General features: G+C 61.2%; 18 protein-coding genes. 3 read left to right on the top strand and 15 right to left on the bottom strand.

Features of this window, described 5'->3' with window-relative positions; all coding sequences use genetic code 11:
• Positions 1-19: 19 nt before the first annotated feature.
• From cheB to AC3I65_RS04705, 7 genes are all read right to left on the bottom strand, one after another.
• Positions 20-1,030 (bottom strand): chemotaxis response regulator protein-glutamate methylesterase, encoded by a 1,011-nt coding sequence (gene cheB, locus AC3I65_RS04735; protein ID WP_076386207.1) that lies wholly within the window; start codon positions 1,028-1,030, stop codon positions 20-22.
• The gene (locus AC3I65_RS04730) at positions 1,027-3,288 is read right to left on the bottom strand and encodes a hybrid sensor histidine kinase/response regulator (RefSeq protein WP_107321552.1); all 2,262 of its coding nucleotides are present in this window, start codon (positions 3,286-3,288) and stop codon (positions 1,027-1,029) included. Before AC3I65_RS04730 ends, cheB begins: the two co-directional genes overlap by 4 nt.
• Positions 3,285-3,956, bottom strand: coding sequence for a chemotaxis protein CheW (locus AC3I65_RS04725; protein ID WP_047227521.1), 672 nt, complete (start codon positions 3,954-3,956; stop codon positions 3,285-3,287). Before AC3I65_RS04725 ends, AC3I65_RS04730 begins: the two co-directional genes overlap by 4 nt.
• Positions 3,953-5,230 (bottom strand): CheR family methyltransferase, encoded by a 1,278-nt coding sequence (locus AC3I65_RS04720; protein WP_188251281.1) that lies wholly within the window; start codon positions 5,228-5,230, stop codon positions 3,953-3,955. Before AC3I65_RS04720 ends, AC3I65_RS04725 begins: the two co-directional genes overlap by 4 nt.
• On the bottom strand, positions 5,227-5,763 hold the full coding sequence (locus tag AC3I65_RS04715; protein WP_076386210.1) for a chemotaxis protein CheW: 537 nt from the start codon (positions 5,761-5,763) through the stop codon (positions 5,227-5,229). The genes AC3I65_RS04720 and AC3I65_RS04715 overlap by 4 nt, the downstream gene beginning before the upstream one ends.
• Positions 5,763-7,385 (bottom strand): methyl-accepting chemotaxis protein, encoded by a 1,623-nt coding sequence (locus AC3I65_RS04710; protein WP_488523505.1) that lies wholly within the window; start codon positions 7,383-7,385, stop codon positions 5,763-5,765. Before AC3I65_RS04710 ends, AC3I65_RS04715 begins: the two co-directional genes overlap by 1 nt.
• A gap of 271 nt (positions 7,386-7,656) precedes the next feature.
• Entirely contained in the window at positions 7,657-8,370 is a 714-nt protein-coding gene (locus AC3I65_RS04705; RefSeq protein WP_047227517.1) for a tellurite resistance TerB family protein, read from the bottom strand.
• 196 nt (positions 8,371-8,566) lie between these two features.
• On the opposite strand from AC3I65_RS04705, the gene AC3I65_RS04700 reads away from it, so the two are divergent.
• On the top strand, positions 8,567-9,991 hold the full coding sequence (locus tag AC3I65_RS04700) for a gamma-aminobutyraldehyde dehydrogenase (RefSeq protein ID WP_047227516.1): 1,425 nt from the start codon (positions 8,567-8,569) through the stop codon (positions 9,989-9,991).
• A gap of 267 nt (positions 9,992-10,258) precedes the next feature.
• Here AC3I65_RS04700 and AC3I65_RS04695 read toward each other — a convergent pair whose 3' ends face one another.
• Positions 10,259-10,444 carry a hypothetical protein gene (locus tag AC3I65_RS04695; protein ID WP_047227515.1) on the bottom strand — a complete coding sequence of 62 codons (186 nt, stop codon included), beginning with the start codon at positions 10,442-10,444 and terminating at the stop codon, positions 10,259-10,261.
• Between the two features lie 364 nt (positions 10,445-10,808).
• Here AC3I65_RS04695 and AC3I65_RS04690 point away from each other — a divergent pair, with 364 nt between their 5' ends.
• Positions 10,809-12,434 (top strand): glucan biosynthesis protein D, encoded by a 1,626-nt coding sequence (locus tag AC3I65_RS04690; protein WP_488523504.1) that lies wholly within the window; start codon positions 10,809-10,811, stop codon positions 12,432-12,434.
• Positions 12,435-12,636: 202 nt separating this feature from the next.
• Here the strand turns inward: AC3I65_RS04690 and AC3I65_RS04685 are convergent, their stop codons facing one another.
• From AC3I65_RS04685 to AC3I65_RS04675, 3 genes are all read right to left on the bottom strand, one after another.
• Positions 12,637-13,743 carry an NADH:flavin oxidoreductase/NADH oxidase gene (locus AC3I65_RS04685; protein WP_047227513.1) on the bottom strand — a complete coding sequence of 369 codons (1,107 nt, stop codon included), beginning with the start codon at positions 13,741-13,743 and terminating at the stop codon, positions 12,637-12,639.
• Between the two features lie 346 nt (positions 13,744-14,089).
• A complete protein-coding gene (gene recJ / locus AC3I65_RS04680; RefSeq protein ID WP_488523503.1) occupies positions 14,090-15,799 on the bottom strand; it encodes a single-stranded-DNA-specific exonuclease RecJ in 1,710 nt (569 codons plus the stop codon).
• A gap of 171 nt (positions 15,800-15,970) precedes the next feature.
• Entirely contained in the window at positions 15,971-16,513 is a 543-nt protein-coding gene (locus AC3I65_RS04675) for a YaeQ family protein (protein WP_047227511.1), read from the bottom strand.
• 146 nt (positions 16,514-16,659) lie between these two features.
• Here AC3I65_RS04675 and AC3I65_RS04670 point away from each other — a divergent pair, with 146 nt between their 5' ends.
• Entirely contained in the window at positions 16,660-17,859 is a 1,200-nt protein-coding gene (locus AC3I65_RS04670; protein ID WP_047227510.1) for a CaiB/BaiF CoA transferase family protein, read from the top strand.
• Between the two features lie 332 nt (positions 17,860-18,191).
• On the opposite strand, the gene AC3I65_RS04665 is transcribed toward AC3I65_RS04670, so the two are convergent.
• From AC3I65_RS04665 to AC3I65_RS04650, 4 genes are all read right to left on the bottom strand, one after another.
• Complete coding sequence (locus AC3I65_RS04665) at positions 18,192-18,479, bottom strand: DUF3509 domain-containing protein (protein WP_047227509.1); 288 nt, start codon at positions 18,477-18,479, stop codon at positions 18,192-18,194.
• 185 nt (positions 18,480-18,664) lie between these two features.
• Positions 18,665-20,035: a transporter substrate-binding domain-containing protein gene (locus tag AC3I65_RS04660; protein ID WP_047227508.1), complete on the bottom strand. Its 1,371-nt coding sequence runs from the start codon at positions 20,033-20,035 to the stop codon at positions 18,665-18,667.
• Between the two features lie 120 nt (positions 20,036-20,155).
• A complete protein-coding gene (gene thrC, locus AC3I65_RS04655) occupies positions 20,156-21,565 on the bottom strand; it encodes a threonine synthase (protein ID WP_047227507.1) in 1,410 nt (469 codons plus the stop codon).
• A gap of 103 nt (positions 21,566-21,668) precedes the next feature.
• The gene (locus tag AC3I65_RS04650) at positions 21,669-22,973 is read right to left on the bottom strand and encodes a homoserine dehydrogenase (RefSeq protein ID WP_047227506.1); all 1,305 of its coding nucleotides are present in this window, start codon (positions 22,971-22,973) and stop codon (positions 21,669-21,671) included.
• Positions 22,974-22,991: the final 18 nt, after the last annotated feature.

Below are 22,991 nucleotides of genomic sequence, written 5' to 3'. Positions count from 1 at the left end.
ACAAGGCTGCCGGGGTTCTTCATTGGGTAAAAATCTCCACTAACCGTGGCGCTATATGGTCCAGCGCAAGAATCTGCGCAGCCGCGTCGATGGCCGCGGCCGCTTTGGGCATGCCGTACACCGCGCTGCTCTGCTGGTCCTGGGCGATGGTCAGATAGCCCTGCTGGCGCATGAGTTTAAGCCCTTGGGCACCGTCGCGGCCCATGCCAGTGAGCAAAACGCCCACCGCGTCACCGCTCCAGAAGTGGGCGACGCTCTCGAAAAAGACGTCGATGGACGGCCGGTAGATCTCGTTGACCGGCTCGGCGGTGTAGGCCAGGGTGCCATTTTTCAATAGGCGCAGATGGTGGTTGGTGCCGGCCAGCAGCACCGTACCGCTTTGCGGCGGCTCGCCGTGCCGGGCCAGGCGCACCTGGTGGCCTGACGCACTGCTCAGCCATTGGGCCATGCCCGCAGCAAACACCTCGTCCACATGCTGGACCAGCACAATGGCCGGGGCGAAATGTCGGGGCAGGCCCTTGAGCAGGATCTCCAGCGCGGCCGGCCCACCCGCCGACGACCCGATGGCAACCAGGCTATTGCGTGACACCGACATCCGCTGCGCAGCCGGTGCAGCGCGCTCACGGTGATTGCGCTCACCGATCAGCCAGCCGATGTTGGTGATCTTGCGCAGCAGCGGTGCCGCCGCATCCGCGGGGTTGCCCACCCCCAAGGTAGGGGTATCAACCACATCCAGCGCGCCATACCCCATGGCTTCGAACACCCGGTGAACGTTCTGCTGGCTGTCACCGGTGACAATCACAATGGCGCACGGGGTTTCGGCCATGATCCGCCGGGTCGCCTCCACGCCATCCATGATGGGCATGAGCAGGTCCATCAGAATCAGGTCCGGGGTGTATTCGGCGCAACGCTGAACCGCCTCGGCACCGTTGGCGGCCACCCAGACCAATTGGTGCGCCGGCTCGAAAGCCAGGGCACGGCGCAGGGCTTCGACCGCCAGGGGCATGTCATTGACGATGGCGATCTTCAAGCGCGTGCTCCTCCGATCAATTCGACGACGGCATCGAGCAAGGCGTCGTCATGGAAACTGGCCTTGGCTAGATAATAGTCAGCGCCGGCATCCAGGCCACGGCGACGATCTTCTTCACGATCCTTGTAAGACACCACCATCACCGGCAGCGACTGCAGACGGTTATCGCGCCGCAACAGCGACACCAACTCGATGCCGTCCATGCGCGGCATGTCGATGTCGGTGATCAGCAGGTCGAAATCCTCCGCTCGCAGCGCGTTCCAGCCGTCCATGCCGTCCACGGCCACCGCCACGTCATAACCACGATTGAGCAACAGCTTGCGTTGCAGCTCGCGCACGGTCAGGGAGTCGTCCACCACCAGGATCCGCTTGCGCGGTGTCTGCGTCTGGTTCTGGCGGGCGATGCGTTCCAGGCGCCCGGTGTCGAGCAACTTGTCCACCGAGCGCAGCAGGTCTTCGACATCGACGATCAGCACCACCGAACCATCGTCCAGCAAGGCCCCGGCGGAGATGTCCTGGATCTTGCCCAGGCGTTCGTCCAGGGGCAGGACCACCAGCGTGCGCTCACCGATGAACCGTTCGACCGCCACGCCGTAGATGGCCTCGCGCTCACGGATCACCACGACCTTGAGCGCCTGGCTGCTGTTCTGTGATGCCGGACGATTGAGCAACTGACTGGCGGCGACCAGCCCGACATGCCGCCCTTCGTGCCAGAAGTGCTGGCGCCCTTCGACCTGCACAATGTCCTCAGGAGCGAGATCGCACATGCGCTCGATGTGAGCCAGGGGAAAGGCGTAGGCTTCCCCGCCGACTTCCACCACCAGGCTGCGCACCACTGAGAGCGTCAGCGGCACCTCAAGATGGAAGCGGCTGCCCTCGCCCGCTGTCTGCTCCAGCACCACCGCGCCGCGCAACTGCCGGACCATATGCTGGACGGCGTCCAGGCCGACGCCGCGCCCGGACACCTCAGTGACGGTGTCGCGCAGGCTGAAGCCGGGCAGGAACAGGAACGTCAGCAGTTCCTCTTCGCTCAAATTGGCTGCGGTCTGCTCAGGGGAAAGCCCTCGTTCGACGACGCTGCGCCGCACCCGTTCCAGGTCCACACCGGCGCCGTCGTCCGCCAGTTCCAGCACCAGCAGGCCAGCCTGATGGGAGGCGCGCAAGCGGATCAGGCCTTCGGCGGGCTTGCCGGCCAGCACCCGTTGCTCCGGAGATTCGATGCCATGGTCTACGGCGTTGCGCAGCAGATGGGTCAGCGGCGCTTCGAGTCTTTCCAGCACGTCGCGGTCGACCTGGGTTTTATCACCCTCAATCTCCAGGCGCACCTGCTTGCCCAGGCTGCGCCCCAGGTCACGGACCATCCGGGCCTGGCCGGAGAGCACATCGGCAAACGGTCGCATGCGACAGGCCAGCGCCGTGTCGTACAACACCTGTGCTCGCTGACCGGCCTGCCAGGCGAACTCGTCCATCTCCGCGGTTTTCTGCGCCAGCAATTGCTGGGTTTCGGCCAGCAAACGGCGGGCGTCGTTGAGCGCTTCCTCGGCCTGCAAACTCAACGCATGTTCCTTGAGGTGCACATTCAGCTCTTCCAAGGCCCGCAAGCCGTTGCTCTGTTGGCGCTTGAGCCGCTGCATCGTCGCCAGCCAGGGCTTGAGGCGCTGGGTTTCCACCAAGGATTTACTGGACAGGTCCAACAGGCTATTGAGGCGCTCGGCGGTGACCCGCAAGACCCGCTCGCCCCCTTCGGTGACCCGCTTCCCCTTGGGCAGCGGTTCCGTTGCCGCGAGCGGTTCTGCCTCGGCCGGCTCAACGCGAAAAGCCTCCGCTTGCATCTCGATTCGCGGCGACACGACAGGCGCTTGCGCAGCGGCAGGATCGAGCAGTTGCCCCATCAACGCCACATACGCATCGACGTCCTGGGCTCCGACGCTGTTGCCTGGCGTGGCAATTCGCGTCAACAGGTCGGTGCCTTGCAGCAAGGCGTCGATGTGCTCGGCGCGCAGGACCAGGCGACGCTCCTGGGCGCTGACCAGGCAATCCTCCATGACATGCGCCACGCTGACCCCGGCGTTCACGCCAACGATCCGCGCCGCGCCCTTGAGGGAATGGGCCGCGCGCATGCACGATTCAAGATAATCGGCCTGGGTCGGGTCGCGTTCCAGGGCCAGCAGGCCGGCGCTGAGCACCTGAGTCTGGGCTTCGGCTTCCAGGCTGAACAACTCCAGCAACGAGGCGTCACGCATTTGATCAGGGGTCATGACAGGCTCCGGGTCATGGCGGACAACAATTGTTCTTCGTCCAGCCAGCGCAGGCTGCGGCCCTTGAACTTCAATACGCCACGGGTGTACTTGGCCGCCGATTGCGAGGCCGCGCCCAGGACGCGCTCATCAATGGCGTGAATGCCGTCCACCTCGTCCACCGGCACCACTACCGGACCGCCCTGGGCCGCGACGATCAACATGCGCGGCATGACCCGCGCGCCGGCCACCACTGCCCCGCCGGGTTCCAGGTCCAACAGTTCCACCAGCGACAGGCAGGCCACCAAGGCCCCGCGCACATTCGCCACGCCCAACAAGGCCCGCGAGCGCTGGTGGGGCAGCGAGTGAATCGGCTGCAACGGCGCCACTTCCACCAGACTGCGGGTGGTCAGGCCCAGCCACTCTTCGCCCAGTCGGAACATCAACAGCGATCGTGTGACGATATCGGTGTCCAGCGGCGCGTGGGCCAGATCCCGGTCGTCGTGCTGCAAGGTGTAGCGATCGAGCAAACGGGTGGCAGCCGCCGAATACACCGCGCAGTTGCGGCAGTGAATATGCTCGGCCAGCAACGGACAGGATTTATCGCCATGCACCCCGATGCGATTCCAGCAATCGTCGATGGCCTGGGCATCGTCATGGGTCAGGTTGTCATTAGCCGAACCACTCATTGTTTACGCTCACTGTCAGCCATGCGCCCGCTGCGAGCGGCGCGGTCCTGCAATCGACGGGCACCGGCCGCGTCTCCCTGGGAAGCCAGCAACGCCGCCAGATGCACCAGGGCCTCGGCGTGTTGCGGTTCAAGATAGAGCGCCTTGCGATAAAAACCCTGGGCCTCAAGCGCGCTACCGGCCATGTCACTGAGCAGCCCCAGCCAGTAGAACACTTGGGCCGCCGGCGCATGATTGCGCAGGTACTGCTGGCAGGCCGCACGGGCTTCGGCGCTTTTGCCAGCATTGGCCAGCGCCGCGATATTGGCCAGTAAGGTAGTGGCGTCGCTGTTTTTCGGCTCAGTGATCGGGGTCACGCTGGCTGCGAACGGCCGAGGCCGGACCACCGGTGGAATGACTCGAGGCGCGACCTGGCCAAGCGGCAGCGGGGCCGGCAGTGGCGTCGACATCAAGGCGGGCACTGGCTGTGGCTGCGGGGCACCTTGGCGACTGAAAGCAAACGACTGGGCAATCCCGATTGAACGCATGCCCAACCGCCCCAGCAAACTGCCCTCGGCGGGGCCGATAAACAGCACGCCGTCCTGGTGGGTCAGGCGCTTGAGCACCTCGAACACCTGCTGCTGGGTCGGCTGGTCGAAATAGATCAGCAGATTGCGGCAGAACACAAAATCGTAAGGGGCCTCGTTCACCAGCAAGGTCGGATCCAGCAGGTTGCCCACTTGCAGACGCACCTGTTCACTCACCCGCTCGCTGAGGCGATACCCCTCTGCCTCGGCGCTGAAATATCGCTCGCGAAAGCCGAGGTCGGCGCCACGGAACGAGTTCCTGCCGTAAAGCGCTTGCCTGGCACGTTCTATCGACAGCGGACTGACGTCCAGCGCGTCCACCTTGAACTGATGCGGTCCCAGGCCCGCGTCGAGCAAGGCCATGGCAATGGAGTAAGGCTCTTCGCCAGTGGAGCAGGGCAAGCTGAGGATGCGCAGCGCACGCAGGTGCTTGATCTCGGCCAGGCGCTTGATGGCCAGCCTGGCGAGGGTGGCGAAGGACTCGGGATAACGGAAGAACCAGGTCTCCGGGACAATCACCGCTTCGATCAGCGCCTGTTGCTCCTGGGCAGAATGTTGCAGGCATTGCCAGTACTCATCTGCCGTACGCCCAGGCACGGCAATGATGCGCTGGCGCACGGCCCGCTCGATGATGGCGGTGCCGACGGAGGTGACATCCAGGCCGATGCGCACCTTGAGAAAATCGAAAAACCGCTGGTCGCTGTTCATGCCCGTCCCTCGAGGTCATCGAAGTTCAAGGGCGGCGTGGGAAACAGCACGGCACGGACCGACTCGTCGAGCAGGTCATTGACCCGCACCCATTGCAACAGGCCTTGCGCGTCTTCGCGCACCGGGCCCAGATACGGCGCCTGTGGGTTATCCAAGCCATAAGGTCGGAAATCCGCCGGATCGCAACGCAAGGTGTCGGTGGCCTGTTCCAGAATCAGCCCCAGAACCTGCCCCGCCTGCTGCGCGTCGGGTCGGTAATGCACCAGCACCAGTCTCGTACTGGTACGCGTCTGGGCGCTCTGACCGAAGGTCAGCGTGCACAGATCGATCACGGGCACCACCGCGCCGCGCCAGGCAAACACCCCCGCCACCCAGGACGGTGCCTGGGCAATCGGTTTGAGGGGCAAGCGCGGCAGCACTTCCACCACATCGATGGCTTGCAGGGCGTAGCGTTCGTTGCCGATGCAAAACACCAGGAACAACGACTGACGGGCCGCCGACACGGCGCCACGTCTGGCCTCGAACTCGCTCATCAGACTTTGAAACGCGAGACGCCACTGCGCAGCCCCACGGCCACCTGGCTCAGTTCATCGATGGCAGAACTGGCCTGGCGCAGGGACTCCACCGTCTGACTGCTGGCATCGCCCAATTGCACCAGGGCATGGTTGATCTGCTCGGCGCCGGTGGCCTGGGCCTGCATACCTTCATTGACCATCAACACCCGCGGCGCCAGCGCCTGTACCTGATGGATGATCTGCGACAGTTGCTCGCCGACCTGCTGCACCTCGGCCATGCCACGGCGCACTTCTTCGGAAAACTTGTCCATGCCCATCACTCCAGCGGATACGGCGGACTGGATCTCGCGCACCATCTGCTCGATGTCGTAGGTCGCCACGGCTGTCTGATCCGCCAGGCGCCGAACCTCAGTGGCGACCACGGCAAAACCGCGGCCATACTCTCCCGCCTTCTCGGCCTCGATGGCGGCATTGAGGGACAACAGGTTGGTCTGGTCGGCCACCTTGACGATGGTCACCACCACCTGGTTGATGTTGCCGGCCTTCTCGTTGAGGATCGCCAGCTTCGCGTTCACCAGATCCGCCGCGCCCATCACCGAGTGCATGGTTTCTTCCATGCGTGCCAGGCCTTGCTGGCCGGAACCGGCCGCCACCGAGGCCTGGTCGGCGGCGCTGGAAACTTCGGTCATGGTGCGCACCAGATCCCGGGACGTGGCGGCAATTTCCCGAGAGGTCGCGCCGATCTCCGTAGTGGTAGCGGCGGTTTCGGTGGCCGTGGCCTGTTGCTCGCGGGAGGTGGCGGCGATCTCGGTGACCGAGGTGGTGACCTGCACCGAAGAGCGCTGGGCCTGGGACACCAGCGATGTCAGCTCGGCCATCATGTCGTTGAAGCCGGTTTCCACCGCACCGAACTCGTCTTTACGCGCAAGGTTCAGGCGCCCGCTCAGGTCGCCGCTGCGCATGATGCCGAGGATTTCCACAATGCGGTTCATCGGCGCCATGATCGCGCGCATCAACAACAGGCCACAAAGCATGGCAATGAGCACCGCCACGAGAAACGACAGCCCCATGGCAACTTCAGCGGCGGTTACCGACTGACTGATGGTCAGGGCGGCTTTTTCCGCCAGCTCCCGGTTGCGTTCGATGATCTGGTTCAAATGCCCGCGACCGTCGAGCCATGCCGGCGTCAGCTCTTTCTCCAGCGCCAGCTGTGCCCCTTCGAAATCCTTGCGTTCATACAGGTCCAGAACCTTCGCCAGGGCCTTGTTGAAGTCCTGATGATTGACCTCGAATTCATCGAAGGAGACTTGATCGGCAGGGTCCTGGATCAGCTTTTGATAGTGCTGGATTTTCTCGCGCAGATGCTGCTCGTAGCCCTGGTAGAGGGCCTTGTCCTCGGCAGTGATTTCCCGCTGGCCCGAGAGGCCGACGATCTGCTGGGTCTTGACGTAGCTGTCGACCCAGCCACCGCGAATCATGGAACTGTAATACACCCCCGGCACCGCGTAGACGCGTACTTTTTCTTCGCTGGCCTCGATCCTCAATAACCGCGAATACGTGACGACCACCATCAGCAGCATGATGGCGATGATCACCGCAAAACTCGCCAGGATGCGTTGGCGCAACGTCCAGTTCTTCACAGTACAACCTCGGGCATTTTGAAATGCTGGGGAGTATAGCCGAGGGCGACGTTGCGGCTGTATGGCGGTGAGGAAGGAGTTTGGTGATTCGCTCAGCTGTTCAAACAGCTCAAGCCAGGCATCAATGTGGCAGTCGATGCAAAAGTTCTATGGGAGCGAACCTGCTCGCGATTGCGATGCATCAGTCAATAATAGTGTCGACTGACATACCGCTATCGCGAGCAGGCTCGCTCCCACAAGAGGTGATGTTTACCCAAGGGTCAGGCCTGACTCAAAGAGACGCCTGACGTACCTGCTTCTCCAGCTCAGTCTTCAACCCCGGCTCCAGTTTGAGCTGGCGCGCCAGTTCATCGAGGTAGGATTTCTCCATGAAGTTTTCCTCATCCACCAGCATCACACTGGCGATGTACATCTCGGCGGCCATTTCCGGCGTGCTGGCGGCCCGGGCGACGTCGGCGGGGTCCAGGGGTTTGTTGAGCTCGGCGTGCAGCCAGTGTTGCAGCTCCTGATCGTTGTCGAGCTTGGTGAACTCGCCTTCGATCAACTGCTTTTCACGCTCGTCGACATGGCCATCGGCCTTGGCCGCCGCCACCAGGGCCGTGAGGATCGCCTGGCTGTGCTGCTCGACCTGGGCCGGGGGAAGACGATCCAGCGTCTGCGGTTCAGTTTTCGGCGCACTGCCCTGCTGGGCTTGCCAATTGCCATAGGCCTTGTAGGCGATCACGCCCAATGCCGCCAGACCACCATAGGTCAGGGCCTTGCCGCCAAACTGGCGAGCCTTCTTGTTGCCCAGCAACAGGCCCATGGCTCCGGCGGCCAGCGCCCCGCCACCCGCGCCAGAGAGCATCCCGCCCAAATTGCCAGCACCACCGCCGAGCAAACCGCCCAGGCCGCCGGATGACTTGCCTTGGGAGCCGCCAGCCTTGTTCTGCAACATTTCCTGACCGGACTTGAGAAGCTGATCGAGCAATCCACGGGTGTTCATTTGCTGCCTCCACGCATTCGGGTAACCGGATCATTAAGGCAATCAGCCTAGTTCGAAAGTGCCCGAGTCTGTCGGTGAGAGTGCTTCGAGATGTTGCTTGCCAATTTTCCTGTGGCTGCGGCGAACCCGATAAAACGATATAGACTCGAATCAACTGAAAAACCGCAGCAAAAACAGCTTTGACGAGGGCTTGGACATGCAAACCAAACTGCTGATCAATGGTCACCTGGTGAACGGCGACGGGCCCGGCCAGGCCGTGTTCAACCCCGCGCTGGGCCGGGTGCTGGTGGAAATCAACGAAGCCAGCGAAGCTCAGGTCGATGCCGCCGTGCGCGCGGCCGACAGTGCCTTCCAAAGCTGGTCCCAGGTATCGCCCAAGGACCGCTCCCTGCTCCTGCTCAAGCTGGCCGACACCATCGAAGCCCACGGCGAAGAACTGGCCAGGCTCGAATCGGACAATTGCGGCAAACCTTTGAACGCCGTGCTGAACGACGAGATCCCGGCAATTGCCGACGTGTTCCGTTTCTTTGCCGGCGCCAGCCGTTGCATGAGCGGCTCGGCGGGTGGCGAATACCTGCCGGGGCACACGTCGATGATCCGCCGCGATCCGGTGGGCGTGATCGCCTCCATCGCGCCGTGGAATTACCCGTTGATGATGGTCGCCTGGAAAATCGCCCCAGCCCTGGCCGCCGGTAACACCGTAGTGCTCAAACCCTCGGAGCAGACCCCACTGACGGCGTTGCGGCTGGCGGAACTGGCGTCGGAAATTTTCCCCGCGGGTGTACTCAACGTGCTGTTCGGTCGTGGTCAGACGGTCGGGCAACCGTTGGTCACTCACGCAAAGGTGCGCATGGTTTCGCTGACCGGCTCCATCGCCACAGGCGCGAACATCATTTCCAGCACCGCCGACAGCGTCAAACGCACCCACATGGAACTGGGCGGCAAGGCCCCGGTGATCATTTTCGACGATGCCGACATTGACGCAGCCGTGGAAGGCATCCGCACCTTCGGTTTCTACAATGCCGGCCAGGACTGCACCGCTGCCTGCCGCATTTACGCCCAACAAGGCATCTACGACAGGTTCGTCGAGAAACTCGGTGCGGCGGTGGCCAGCATCAAATACGGCCTGCAAACCGCCCCGGACACCGAGATGGGGCCGCTGATCACTGCCCAGCACCGCGACCGCGTGGCCGGCTTTGTCGAACGGGCCATCGCCCAGTCGCATATTCGCCTGATTACCGGTGGCAAGGCCGTGGACGGCAACGGATTCTTCTTTGAACCAACGGTATTGGCCGACGCCCAGCAGGACGACGAAATCGTGCGCCGCGAGGTTTTTGGGCCGGTGGTGTCCGTCACACCGTTCATCGACGAAGCGCAGGTGCTGGCCTGGGCCAACGACTCGGACTACGGCCTGGCGTCTTCAGTCTGGACCGCTGACATCGGCCGCGCCCATCGCTTGGCGGCACGCCTGCAATATGGCTGCACCTGGGTGAACACCCACTTCATGCTCGTCAGCGAAATGCCCCATGGCGGTCAGAAACGTTCCGGTTATGGCAAGGACATGTCGATGTATGGACTGGAGGACTACACAGTAGTGCGGCATGTGATGTTCAAGCATTGAACCAAAGAACGACTACCACGGCCGGACGGCAGAGTCTGGTCGTGGCGGTTCAAGTGTCATGACGGCACTACCAACGCCACTGAGGGAAAATAACTTCGGTAGCGTTTGGCATCACGAGTGAGCAAAGGCAGGCCATTCACAGCCGCATGGGCACCGATAAAAAAATCGGCCAGCACGTTATTTTTTCCGCCTCCTACTGGCTGATGTGAAACCAGAAAGATGGATAAAGGCGCAATCCGAGCTCTCTACGAGCTGATCCGCACTCATTCAAAACCTCGAAACACTGCGCATCGCATCCATCAGGCAACGCATGGCGATCCGGTCGTTTTCCGACAGTTCGCGATAGCGTTCCACCAGTCTTAGTTCGTCCATGCTGAGCGGCCGGGTCCGGCGCGCGCTCGTCAAGCATGGAAGGATCCCCAGCAATTGGGTGATGCCCTGTATTTTTGTCATTGAGCCTTGTCCTTCTGTACGTCGAATTGACCGATAGCACCTGCTGAATCCGCGGGTTCAACCTCTATCACGCTAAAGGATAGGGAGGATTCACACCGTGAACAGGGAGTTTTAGAGTAATTAGTCAAAAAATGCAGAGTTACCCGTTAAAAAAGGAAATATCTGTAAGGAAATTTAACTAAACCACGCTTTCCTCTCTCTCCCGTGCCACGTATCCCCTATGATTTTGCGCCTCGGTGAACCGATCCAGCTCTCAGGTATCTGTTCTAACGTCCGTCGCGTTTGGCCAAAGGCATGTCCGAACTTCTTTACCAGTCTCTGTTGCCAGGAAAGGCTCGGGATTGTTTCCAGAAAGGTTGTATTTATGCACCGCAGGAATCTGCTCAAGGCGTCCATGGCTTTCGCTGCCTACACCGGGCTTTCGGCCTCAGGGCTTATGGCCGCACGCGCCTGGGCTGCTGACCGGACCGCCGACGGCGAGGCCCGTCCTTTCGATTTCAATGGGTTGAAAGAACAGGCCCGGGAACTGGCCAAGAGCCGTTACGTCGACACCAAGCAAGTTTTGCCGCCGACACTGGCGATGATGTCCCCGCTGCAATTCAACGCCATCCGCTACGACGCCAACCACTCGCTGTGGAAGGAGCTGGACGGTCAACTGGACGTGCAGTTTTTCCACGTCGGCATGGGCTTCAAGCAACCGGTGCGCATGTACAGTGTCGATGCCAAGACCCGCATGGCCCGTGAAGTGCACTTCCGCCCGGAGTTGTTCAACTATGAGAAAACCACGGTCAACACTTCGCAGTTGACCGGAGACCTGGGCTTCTCAGGGTTCAGGGTGTTCAAGGCGCCGGAGCTGGACCGGCACGATATCGTTTCGTTTCTGGGGGCCAGTTATTTCCGCGCCGTGGACAACACCGGCCAGTACGGATTGTCGGCCCGGGGCCTGGCCATCGACACTTACGCCAAGAAGCGTGAGGAATTCCCGGACTTCACCAAGTTCTGGTTCGAAATCCCGGACAAGAACAGTACCCGTTTCGTGGTCTACGCCCTGCTCGACTCGCCCAGCGCCACCGGCGCCTATCGTTTTGACATCGATTGTCAGCCCACCCGCGTCGTGATGGAAATCGATGCGCACATCAATGCCCGTACCGCCATCGAGCAATTGGGCATCGCGCCGATGACCAGTATGTTCAGCTGTGGCACCGTTGAGCGGCGCATGTGCGACACCATCCACCCGCAAATTCACGACTCCGACCGGCTGGCGATGTGGCGCGGCAATGGCGAGTGGGTTTGTCGCCCGCTGAACAACCCCGCCACCCTGCAGTTCAACGCCTTCGCCGACAACAACCCCAAAGGCTTCGGCCTGGTGCAGACCGATCACGACTTCGCCAGCTACCAGGACACCGTGGACTGGTACAGCAAGCGCCCGAGCCTGTGGGTCGAACCGACAACGGCCTGGGGCGAAGGCTCGGTCGATCTGCTGGAAATTCCTACGACCGGTGAAACCCTGGACAACATCGTCGCATTCTGGACGCCGAAGAAGCCGGTCGCTGCCGGTGAATCGCTGAACTACGGCTACAAGCTCTATTGGAGCGCCTTGCCACCGGTGAGCACCGAGCTGGCCCAGGTCAACGCGACCCGTTCAGGCATGGGCGGCTTCATCGAAGGCTGGGCACCGGGCGAGCACTACCCCACCGTCTGGGTCCGACGTTTTGCCGTGGACTTCAACGGCGGCGGCCTCGACCAGCTCCCCCCTGGCACCGGTATCGAACCGGTAGTGACCTGCTCCCACGGCGAGGTGAAGGACTTCAACGTGCTGGTGCTCGATGCGATCAAGGGTTACCGCATCACCTTCGACTGGTACCCGACCGACGACCGCGTGGACCCGGTGGAGATGCGCCTGTTCCTGCGCACCAATGACCGGACCTTGAGCGAGACCTGGCTGTACCAGTACTTCCCGCCGGCGCCGGATAAGCGTAGATACCCTTGATCCTTGCGCGTCAGGGATGACGCCATCGCGAGCAGGCTCGCTCCCACAGGGTGGGGTGTGGATCACAAATTCTGTGAATAACACCAATCCACTGTGGGAGCGAGCCTGCTCGCGATGAGGCACGTACAGACGCCGTACCATCCAGCCCAATAAACAAAAGCCCCGGCCAAAACGACCGGGGCTTTTTGTTTCAAGCTAACCCTTAATCGCGCAAATCCGACTCATGAATCGGCTGGTCCCGATGCGTGGCTCTCTGATACTGCGCTGGCCACGTGGCCTTGCGGCCCCCCAGGTCATCATCGGCATGCAACGCCCAGTACGGATCACGCAACAGTTCGCGGGCCAGGAAAATGATGTCGGCCTGGCAGGTCCGCAAGATGTGCTCGGCCTGGGCCGGTTCGGTAATCATGCCGACAGTGCCGGTGGCGATTTCCGACTCCTTGCGCACCCGTTCGGCAAAGCGCGTCTGATACCCCGGACCGGTGGGAATTTCCGCATTCACAGCGGTGCCGCCCGATGACACATCGATCAGGTCCACCCCCAGCGCCCTGAATCGCCGCGCCAGCTCCACGGTTTCATCCGGGTTCCAGCCATCCTCGACCCAGTCGGTGGCCGATACGCGCACGAACACCGGCAATTCCTCAGGCCATACCGCCCGGACCGCTTCGGTCACTTGCAGCACCAGCCGGATGCGATTCTCGAACGAGCCGCCGTATTGATCGCGCCGCTGATTGCTCAAGGGAGACAGGAATTGATGCAGCAGATAACCGTGGGCTGCATGGACTTCCACGACTTTGAACCCGGCCGTCAGGCTACGTTTGGCCGCCTCCACGAACGCCTGGATGACACCGGCAATCTGCCCCTCGTCCAGTTGGATCGGCTGGGTGTGCTGCGGATCGAAGGCAATCGGCGACGGGCCGACCGGAACCCAGCCGCCCTCCTCCGGTTTTACGCTGCCATGCTTACCGAGCCAGGGTCGCCAGGTGCTGGCCTTGCGTCCGGCGTGGGCCAGTTGAATGCCGGGCACGGCCCCTTGAGCGGTGATGAAGCGGGTGATGCGTTGCAGGGGGCCGATCTGTTCATCGTTCCACAACCCCAGGTCCTGATCAGTAATGCGGCCGTCGGCAGTGACGGCAGTGGCTTCGGTGAACACCAGGCCGGCACCGCCCACGGCGCGGCTGCCGAGGTGTACCAGGTGCCAGTCATTGGCCAGGCCATCGGCGCTCGAGTACTGGCACATCGGCGACACCGCGATGCGATTGGGCAGGGTCAATTGGCGAAGGGTATAGGGTTCCAGCAGCAGACTCATGGGGCACCTCTCGAATCAGTGGGCAGGCTCCAGGGTTCTGTTTGAAAAGTCGACGAGTGACAAAAGGTGCAACACCCGCCCCCGCGGGCAAAGAAATCCGACAAGACGTCACAAGGGCTATCAAGCAGTGCTTAGAGCCTAGTCGACAACCTGGGAGGCGGGAGGGTTCAGAACTTAAAAATCGACGGTGTGACGCAATGGTGTACCCCTGTGGCGAGGGAGCTTGCTCCCGCTGGGCTGCGAAGCAGCCCCGGCATTGCAGCCATCACATCGCAAGGGGACGCTGGCGCGTCCAGCGGGAGCAAGCTCCCTCGCCACAGAGTACGAACGCAAGATGGCGGCGTGTCTACCGCGGTTCGATATGGGCAATCATCAACTGCACCGTTTCCTGGCCGCGAAACTCGTTGAGGTCGAGTTTGTAGGCCAGTTCCACCCAGCGCACAGTGGGGTTTGGCCAGATATCGCGGTCGATGCCGAAGGCGATACCGTCCAGTTTCACCGAGCCGCATTCGCTTTTGAGGACGACCTTGAGGTGCCGTTCGCCCACCACGCGCTGCTCGACCAACTGGAACACACCGTGAAACATCGGCTCCGGGAAATGCTGCCCCCAGGGCCCGGCGTGACGCAGCGCCCGAGCCAGCTCCAGGTGAAACTCTTCCACCGCCAGGGTGCCGTCCGACAACAGGCGCCCGGTCAGGTCTTCTTCGCGCAATTGCCGGCGGACTTCAGCGTCGAACGCCTCGGCGAACAGTGGAAAATTCTCTTGCGCCAACGTCAGGCCCGCCGCCATGGCGTGGCCGCCATACTTGCTGATCAGCGTTGGATGTTGCGCCGCCACCACACTCAGGGCATCACGAATATGAAAACCCGGCACCGAGCGCCCCGAGCCCTTGAGCAGGCCGTCTCCGGCATCGGCAAAAGCAATGGTTGGGCGGAAATACCGCTCCTTCATCCGCGAGGCGAGGATCCCGATAACGCCCTGGTGCCACTGAGGATCGAACAGACATAGACCGAACGGCATGGACTCCACCGGCAAGTCCTTGAGCTGGGCCAGCGCTTCACGCTGCATGCCCTGTTCGATGGATTTGCGATCCTGGTTCATGCCGTCCAGTTGCGCCGCCATCTCCCGCGCCAAGGCCGGATCGTCAGTGAGCAGGCATTCGATGCCCAGGCTCATGTCGTCCAGACGCCCGGCTGCGTTCAGGCGCGGGCCGAGGATAAACCCGAGGTCCGTGGAAGTGATACGAGAATGATCGCGCCTGGCCACTTCCAGGATCGCCTTGATGCCGGGTCGGGCGCGCCCTGCACGAATGCGTTCCAGGCCCTGATGCACCAGGATCCGGTTGTTGGCGTCCAGAGGCACCACATCCGCCACGCTGCCCAGTGCCACCAGATCCAGCAGTTCGCCGATGTTTGGCTGGGGGCTGCTGGCATACCGGCCCAGGCTGCGCAGACGCGCCCGCAAGGCCATCAGCACATAAAAGATCACACCGACACCGGCCAATGCCTTGCTCGGGAACTCACAGCCCGGCTGGTTCGGGTTGACGATGGCATCCGCCACCGGCAGTTCGAGGCCCGGCAAATGGTGGTCGGTAACCAGCACTTTGAGCCCCGCCGCTTTCGCCGCTGCCACACCTTCGACGCTGGAAATGCCGTTGTCCACGGTGATCAGCAACTGCGGCTCACGGGTCAGGGCGACCTCGACAATTTCCGGGGTCAGTCCGTAGCCATACTCGAAGCGATTGGGTACCAGATAATCGACATGGGCCGCACCGAGCAAACGCAGGCCCAACATGCCCACCGTGCTGGCTGTCGCCCCGTCGGCATCGAAGTCGCCGACGATCAGGATGCGCTGGCGCTGCTCCAGCGCCACCACCAACAGATCCACGGCCGCGTCGATACCCTTGAGTTGCTGATAAGGAATCAAGCGCGCCAGGCTCTTGTCCAGTTCAGCCTCGGACTGCACGCCACGGGCCGCATACAGGCGCGTCAACAGGGGTGGCAGGTCACCGAGGAATGGCAGGGTGTCGGGTAGCTGGCGGGGTTCTATGCGCATGGGGTGACAAAGTTTTCTCTGGAAATCGTGAAGGTTGTGGCAAGGAAAGCTTGGGTGGGAGCGGGCTTGCTCGCGAAAGCGGCGGCACATTCAACATCAATGCAAACTGATCTGCCGCCTTCGCGAGCAAGCCCGCTCCCACAAGGGCTCACTCAATACCGGGTCAATGGCTCAGCCGCGCTCACCCAGCAACCATTGCAATTGGACTTCATGCTGGCCGCGATCATCGGTCACGAAAATCGTCCCCTCGCTGATCATCACATCCCACTTGATCACGCGGGGCATATCCTTAGCGAGCGTCTCCAGCACTTCCTGGGGCACGGCGGCGATGTTGACGTTCTTGAGGTTCTTTACCGCCGGGATCACCTTGCCTTCCCAGACTCGCAGGCTGCCGTAGGCCAGCAGGCTGGTGCGTTCAGTGCGTCGCGAGCACCAGGTCAGGCGGTCGGCGTCGGGTTGGCCCACTTCGATCCAGTGCAGCACACGGTCATCCAGGCTTTTTTCCCACAGCGCAGGTTCATCGACATCCGACAGACCTCGGCCAAATGCCAGCAGCTCGTTGTACCAGAAAGCGTAGGCCAACAGGCGCACGGTCATGCGTTCTTCGGTTTCCGAAGGATGACGGGCGATGGTCTGCTTCACGTTCTCGTACACACTGCGGTCGAGGTCGGTGAGGTTCAGTTCAAACTTATAGGTCGTGGACGGCTGGGCCATGAACGGGCTTCTTGATACGAGGAAAGGCGGCAAGTCTAACCGATGAGGAGGGCATTCCACGAATTGCCGACCATCAACCTGCGGCGACTGACGCCGGCCTATGATAAAACGCTCTTTCGTTCTGCCTTTGTTCTACAGGATCCGTCATGTCGCTTACTGCCAAACCCCTTGCGGGCGTCAAAGTCATCGAACTCGGCACCTTGATCGCCGGACCTTTTGCCTCGCGGATCTGCGGTGAATTCGGTGCCGAGGTGATCAAGGTCGAATCGCCCGATGGCGGCGACCCGTTACGTAAATGGCGCAAGCTGTATGAAGGCACGTCCTTGTGGTGGTTCGTCCAGGCGCGGAACAAGAAATCCCTGACCCTGAACCTCAAGCACCCTGAAGGTCTGGCGATTCTGAAAAAGCTGATCGGCGAAGCCGACATCCTGATCGAGAACTTTCGCCCCGGCGTGTTGGAAAAGCTCGGCCTGGGCTGGGATGTATTGCATGCGCTGAACCCGAAGCTGGTCATGGTGCGGCTCTCGGGCTTCGGTCAGACCGGGCCGATGAAAGATCAGCCCGGGTTTGGCGCAGTGGGCGAGTCCATGGGCGGCCTGCGTTACATCACCGGGTTCGAAGACCGGCCACCGGTGCGCACCGGCATATCCATCGGCGATTCGATTGCCGCCCTCTGGGGCGTGATTGGCGCACTGATGGCGCTGCGTCATCGCGAGGTCAACGGCGGAACCGGGCAAGTGGTGGATGTGGCGCTGTACGAGGCGATTTTCGCCATGATGGAAAGCATGGTGCCGGAGTTCGATGTGTTCGGTTTCATCCGTGAGCGCACCGGCAACATCATGCCCGGCATCACCCCGTCGTCGATCCACACCAGTGCCGATGGCAAGCACGTGCAGATTGGCGCCAACGGCGACGCGATCTTCAAGCGCTTCATGCAGGTCATCGGCCGTGAGGATCTGGCCAATGACCCACAACTGGCCAGCAATGACGGGCGCGACAGCCGCCGCGATGAGCTTTACGGGGTCATCGATCGCTGGGTCAATTCACTCCCGCTCGATACCGTTATCGAGCATTTGAACCAGGCGGGAGTGCCGGCCAGCCGGATTTTCAGCGCCGAAGATATGTTCAGCGATCCACAGTTCCTGGCCCGGGAAATGTTTCTCCAGGCCAAGCTGCCGGACGGCAAGGCGTTCAAGATGCCGGGCATCGTACCGAAACTCTCCGACACACCGGGCACCTCTGAATGGGTGGGACCGACGCTGGGTGAGCACAATGCCCAAGTGCTAGGCGAGCTTGGCTATGATGCACAGCAGATCGCCCAACTGCGCATCGACGGCGCCATTTGATGCCGTGAACGAAAGTCTGTGGCCACTGAAGATCAACTGTGGGAGCGAGCCTGCTCGCGATAGCGTCGGTTCAGTCGACTTGATATTGACTGACACACCGCAATCGCGAGCAGGCTCGCTCCCACAAGGGTTCGGCATCGCTCAGCGCCAGAGCACGCTAAAACCTTAAACGCCGGGCAAAAAGAAACCCCGAGAAGTGGGGAGACAACTCGGGGTTAAACGCGACCATTCAGGTCCGTACAACAAGCGACAAGCACCGGAGCACAATGCTTGATCTTGCTGGTAAAGGGTCTGACTCATCAGGACGTAGGAAGGTTCCCACGAAATAGTGTTCAATTTGGGAGAGCCATCACCTTGTCACGTGCCAGATTACGCAGCGCCGCGATCACACAGGGCTCAAGCCGGCCCTCGGCAATCAGCACGTCGCGGTGCAGGCCATCGACCACGTCCGTCAGTTGGCGTCTGTCGGTCAATTGCGCTTGGTTGAACATACGTTCGACCATGATGGCCCCGGAGGCATTCTTCAGCGTTACCAGACACTCGCCCCTGGCGCCAGAGGGAGTCAGCGTCACCTGATACGGGCTCAAAGCCTCACCCAGCAATAGGCTGATACTTTCCATTCGCTCACCCTTCAATAGTCCGAAAACAACTGCGTATTCACAGTAAATGACCGTGGGCCGCAGCAGAAAGTTCGTTCGCATACCGAGCCGGTACACCTCGACGTCGTTCAACCGAGCATGCGCGTCCAATATGACAGGCAAACAACAGCTACCGCTTGAAGAAATTTCCTCACGAGCAGCCTGCATCAAGCCAGCAATGGCTCAGCGCGGTTCCACCGGCGCCCGACATCGATCCAGCCTCCCAGCAAACCGCGCAACTGCCCATCGGCCCCATAAAAAGGCACCGACCAATGATAGATTTTGCGTAATCCACTCCTGAACATCAGTTGACGATCGACGAACCGGGACTGGCCGGTTCGCAGTTGTTCCATGACCTCTCCATGCAGCAGCTCGGCAGTCGCCGGCGGGAACACCGCGGAATCCGTCAGCCGGGTCCCCCGCAACTTTTCAAAGCGCGTCGCGAACTGCTCTTCGTAACTCTTGTTGCACATGATCAGGCGCCCTTCCAGGTCACGAATGAAGATCGGATCGGGAATGGCATCCATCAAGGCCCTCTGGAGCATCAACTGATCATTGAGGACAGCCTCGGCCTTGAGGCGCTGGTCGATTTGTATCTGCAGGCGGCGGTTCCAGAGCAGGGACAGCAGAGCGAACAACACGACCACCGTCACACACCAATAACCCCAGCGGGAAATCCGCAACCAGACCGATGGCGCCTGGCCAGGGGCGATACCGGCCATCCATTTGGAACGCAGCGCCCGCATTTCTTCGGCCGGAAAAGCTTCCAGCGCCTTGTTCAGAATACTCAGCAATGGGAGCAGATCCTGACGTACAGCCAGATAGTCCGGTTCCCACTTGCCCTCCAGACTTCTTCCTACACGCAATTGTCCCGCCGGATAAAGGTGCACCCCGGTTTCGTTTTCAATGGTGGCGTGGGCCTCCCGGCTCTCCACCAGGGCCCTCGCTTCCCCGTAAGTCTTGACCGTGCGCAACTCGATGGCCGGGTAGTCGCGCCGGATCTGCGCCTCCAATGCATGCCGTGCCGGCAATGCCAGGATCTTGCCATTGAGCTGCTCCAGCGAATCGGGGACGGACTCCCCGTCGCGCCCGACGAATACCCAGCCGGAACCGCCAAAGGCGTGGCTGAAGCTCAGAAAATCCCTGCGTTCGTCGTTCATCGCCAGCGTGGTCGTCATGTCGGCCTCTGCGTTTTCCAGCATCGCCAGCAATTGTTCAGGGGAGAACGACTCCCGATGCACAAACTCAAGGCCTGTCATGCGCGCAATACGCTGGAGAATGTCGTTGTTCAGGCCGTTCCACTGCCCATGCTCATTCTTGAACAGGTACAACGGAAACTGCATCGAGGCCACGATGACCTGCGGGTTTTGCTCGATCCATTTCAATTCCTGCGGATCCAGCACCAACCGTTCGCCGGGGCCGAACGGTGGCGTTTCGTAGGTCGCCAACTGTGCGGCGTCCACCCCCAGTGCCCAAAACACCAGGACCAGGCCCATCATCCAGCCCAGGGCTGGTTTGCGTCTGATAAAAAACAACATCTGCATATCCTTCGAGATTACTCGCCCGTCCCTCCAAGGGCGAAAACCCGATCAGTTTGGCATGCAGAAACAAGAAAGCCCGTCAGGAGACGGGCTTCAAAATGTGACAGGTTTCAGCGCTCAGAGAGGCTTGCCGCGGTTGCCATGCTGACTGACAAAGGCCTGCACGGCTTTCAAGTCATTAGGCAACACGGTGCAACGCTCATCTCGCTCAAACAAATCAGAAAGATGTGCGGGTAGTTCGAGCGCTTTTCCTACACCGGCCTTCTCCACCGCTTCCGGAAACTTGACCGGATGAGCAGTGCCCAGGATCACCATCGGAATGTCCAGACTGCGACGGCACTCACGAGCGGCTCTCACACCGATGGCCGTATGTGGATCGAGCAATTCACCGCTCTGCTCGAACACCTCGGCAATGGTCTCGCAGGTTTGCGCATCATCCACCGCCAGGGAGTCAAACAGCTTGCGCGCTTCGGTCCAGCGCTCAGGCTCGACGCTGAAACCACCGCCCTGCCGGAAGCTGTCCATCAGGCCGGCAATTGCCGCGCCATTGCGACCGTGCAGGTCGAACAGCAAGCGCTCGAAGTTCGACGACACCATGATGTCCATGGACGGCGACAGCGTAGCGTGCAGGGTTTCCTTGACGTACTGGTTGCCGCTCATGAAGCGGTGCAGGATGTCGTTGCGGTTGGTGGCGACGATCAACTGGTTGATCGGCAGCCCCATGTTGCGCGCCAGATAACCGGCAAAGATATCGCCGAAGTTACCCGTAGGCACCGAGAACGATACCGAACGGGCCGGGCCGCCCAGTTGCAGGGCCGCGTGGAAGTAATAAACGATCTGGGCCATGATCCGCGCCCAGTTGATCGAGTTCACTGCGACCAGCCGCGTACCTTTGAGGAAGCTCTGGTCGGCAAAACTGGCCTTGACCATTTCCTGGCAGTCATCGAAGTTGCCTTCGATGGCGATGTTATGGATGTTATCGCCGAAAATCGTCGTCATCTGCCGACGCTGCACTTCCGAGACACGGTTGTGCGGGTGCAGGATGAAGATGTCGACGTTCTCGCAATGCTTGCAGCCTTCGATGGCGGCCGAACCGGTATCGCCGGAAGTGGCACCGACAATCACGACACGCTCGCCACGCTTTTGCAGCACGTAGTCCAGCAGACGACCGAGCAATTGCAGGGCGAAGTCCTTGAAAGCCAGGGTCGGGCCGTGGAACAGCTCCATCACCCATTCGTTACCGTTGAGCTGACGCAACGGCGCGATGGCGTTGTGGGAAAAGACGCCATAGGTCTCTTCCAGGATTTTCTTGAAGTCGGCGTCCGGGATGCTGCCGGTGACAAACGGGCGCATGACCCGGAAGGCCAGTTCGTGATACGGCAAGCCGGCCCAGGAGGCGATCTCTTCCTGGGTGAAACGCGGCAGGTTTTCCGGCACATAGAGGCCGCCGTCCGTGGCCAGGCCGGCCAGCAGGACATCTTCGAAATTCAGGGCCGGTGCCTGGCCGCGGGTGCTGATATAGCGCATAGGGGCAAACCTTTGGTTTGAGCTGCAAGCTACGAGCTGAAAGCTACAAGTAAAGCGGGGTTGCTTTTAACTTGTAGCGTGCAGCTCGTCGCTTGTAGCTGCTTCAGTTCAAGTGTTCGACGCGGATACGGACCACCGGCCCGACGACGCCCTGGAGAGCCTCCAACGCGGTGATCGCGTCGTTGATGCGCTGCTCGACCACTCGGTGGGTCAGCAGGATCATCGGCACCAGGCCATCGTGTTCCTCGACTTCCTTCTGCATGATCGACTCGATGTTGATGCCGCGCTCCGAAAGGATGCTCGCCACCTGAGCCAGTACCCCTGGGTGGTCCTTGGCCTGGATACGCAGGTAGTAGGCACTTTCGCATGCTTCGATCGGAAGAATCGGATGATCCGACAGCGAGTCCGGCTGGAAAGCCAGGTGCGGCACACGGTTCTCCGGGTCGGAGGTCATCGCACGCACCACATCCACCAGGTCGGCCACCACCGAGGAAGCGGTCGGTTCCATGCCGGCGCCAGCGCCGTAGAACAGCGTGGAGCCCGCGGCGTCGCCGTTGACCATCACAGCGTTCATCACGCCGTTGACGTTGGCGATCAGGCGATCGGCCGGGATCAAGGTCGGGTGCACGCGCAACTCAATGCCACTGGCCGTGCTACGGGCTACGCCCAGGTGCTTGATGCGGTAGCCCAAGGCTTCAGCGTAGTTCACGTCAGCGGTGGTCAGCTTGGTGATGCCTTCGGTGTAGGCCTTGTCGAATTGCAGCGGAATACCAAAGGCGATAGACGCCAGGATCGTCAGCTTGTGCGCCGCGTCGATGCCTTCCACGTCAAAGGTCGGATCGGCTTCTGCGTAACCCAGGGCCTGGGCCTCGGCGAGCACGTCTTCGAAGGTGCGACCCTTTTCGCGCATCTCGGTGAGAATGAAGTTCCCGGTGCCGTTGATGATCCCGGCGACCCAGTTGATGCGGTTGGCCGAAAGGCCTTCACGAATCGCCTTGATCACCGGAATGCCACCGGCCACGGCGGCTTCGAACGCAACGATCACGCCCTTTTCCCGCGCCTTGGCGAAAATCTCATTACCGTGAACAGCGATAAGCGCCTTGTTCGCGGTGACCACATGCTTGCCATTCTCGATGGCCTTGAGTACCAGCTCGCGGGCAACGGTATAGCCGCCCATCAGCTCTATGACGATGTCGATCTCAGGGTTCGTGGCCACTTCGAAGACATCGTTGGTAATCGCAATACCGGTCGTCTGGAACTGAGGCTTTGGCGTGCGCATGGCAATTTGTGCCACTTCGATTCCACGCCCGGCACGACGAGCAATTTCCTCGGCGTTGCGCTGAAGTACGTTGAAGGTGCCGCCACCGACGGTACCTAACCCACAGATGCCTACTTTGACCGGATTCACTCTTGACTCCCCATGAAA

The organism is Pseudomonas sp. N-1-13 (assembly GCF_057787095.1).
Note: the sequence above shows the minus strand (reverse complement) of the source record. Positions and strands in the feature narration are given on the sequence as shown.

What these genes read in the sequence shown, in the direction of transcription:
- AC3I65_RS04730 (WP_107321552.1), bottom strand. Translation starts at nt 3,288, where the DNA reads ATGACCCCTGATCAAATGCGTGACGCCTCGTTGCTGGAGTTGTTCAGC.
- AC3I65_RS04725 (WP_047227521.1), bottom strand. Translation starts at nt 3,956, where the DNA reads ATGAGTGGTTCGGCTAATGACAACCTGACCCATGACGATGCCCAGGCC.
- AC3I65_RS04720 (WP_188251281.1), bottom strand. Translation starts at nt 5,230, where the DNA reads ATGAACAGCGACCAGCGGTTTTTCGATTTTCTCAAGGTGCGCATCGGC.
- AC3I65_RS04715 (WP_076386210.1), bottom strand. Translation starts at nt 5,763, where the DNA reads ATGAGCGAGTTCGAGGCCAGACGTGGCGCCGTGTCGGCGGCCCGTCAG.
- AC3I65_RS04705 (WP_047227517.1), bottom strand. Translation starts at nt 8,370, where the DNA reads ATGAACACCCGTGGATTGCTCGATCAGCTTCTCAAGTCCGGTCAGGAA.
- AC3I65_RS04700 (WP_047227516.1), top strand. Translation starts at nt 8,567, where the DNA reads ATGCAAACCAAACTGCTGATCAATGGTCACCTGGTGAACGGCGACGGG.
- AC3I65_RS04695 (WP_047227515.1), bottom strand. Translation starts at nt 10,444, where the DNA reads ATGACAAAAATACAGGGCATCACCCAATTGCTGGGGATCCTTCCATGC.
- AC3I65_RS04690 (WP_488523504.1), top strand. Translation starts at nt 10,809, where the DNA reads ATGCACCGCAGGAATCTGCTCAAGGCGTCCATGGCTTTCGCTGCCTAC.
- AC3I65_RS04685 (WP_047227513.1), bottom strand. Translation starts at nt 13,743, where the DNA reads ATGAGTCTGCTGCTGGAACCCTATACCCTTCGCCAATTGACCCTGCCC.
- recJ (WP_488523503.1), bottom strand. Translation starts at nt 15,799, where the DNA reads ATGCGCATAGAACCCCGCCAGCTACCCGACACCCTGCCATTCCTCGGT.
- AC3I65_RS04675 (WP_047227511.1), bottom strand. Translation starts at nt 16,513, where the DNA reads ATGGCCCAGCCGTCCACGACCTATAAGTTTGAACTGAACCTCACCGAC.
- AC3I65_RS04670 (WP_047227510.1), top strand. Translation starts at nt 16,660, where the DNA reads ATGTCGCTTACTGCCAAACCCCTTGCGGGCGTCAAAGTCATCGAACTC.
- AC3I65_RS04665 (WP_047227509.1), bottom strand. Translation starts at nt 18,479, where the DNA reads ATGGAAAGTATCAGCCTATTGCTGGGTGAGGCTTTGAGCCCGTATCAG.
- AC3I65_RS04660 (WP_047227508.1), bottom strand. Translation starts at nt 20,035, where the DNA reads ATGTTGTTTTTTATCAGACGCAAACCAGCCCTGGGCTGGATGATGGGC.
- thrC (WP_047227507.1), bottom strand. Translation starts at nt 21,565, where the DNA reads ATGCGCTATATCAGCACCCGCGGCCAGGCACCGGCCCTGAATTTCGAA.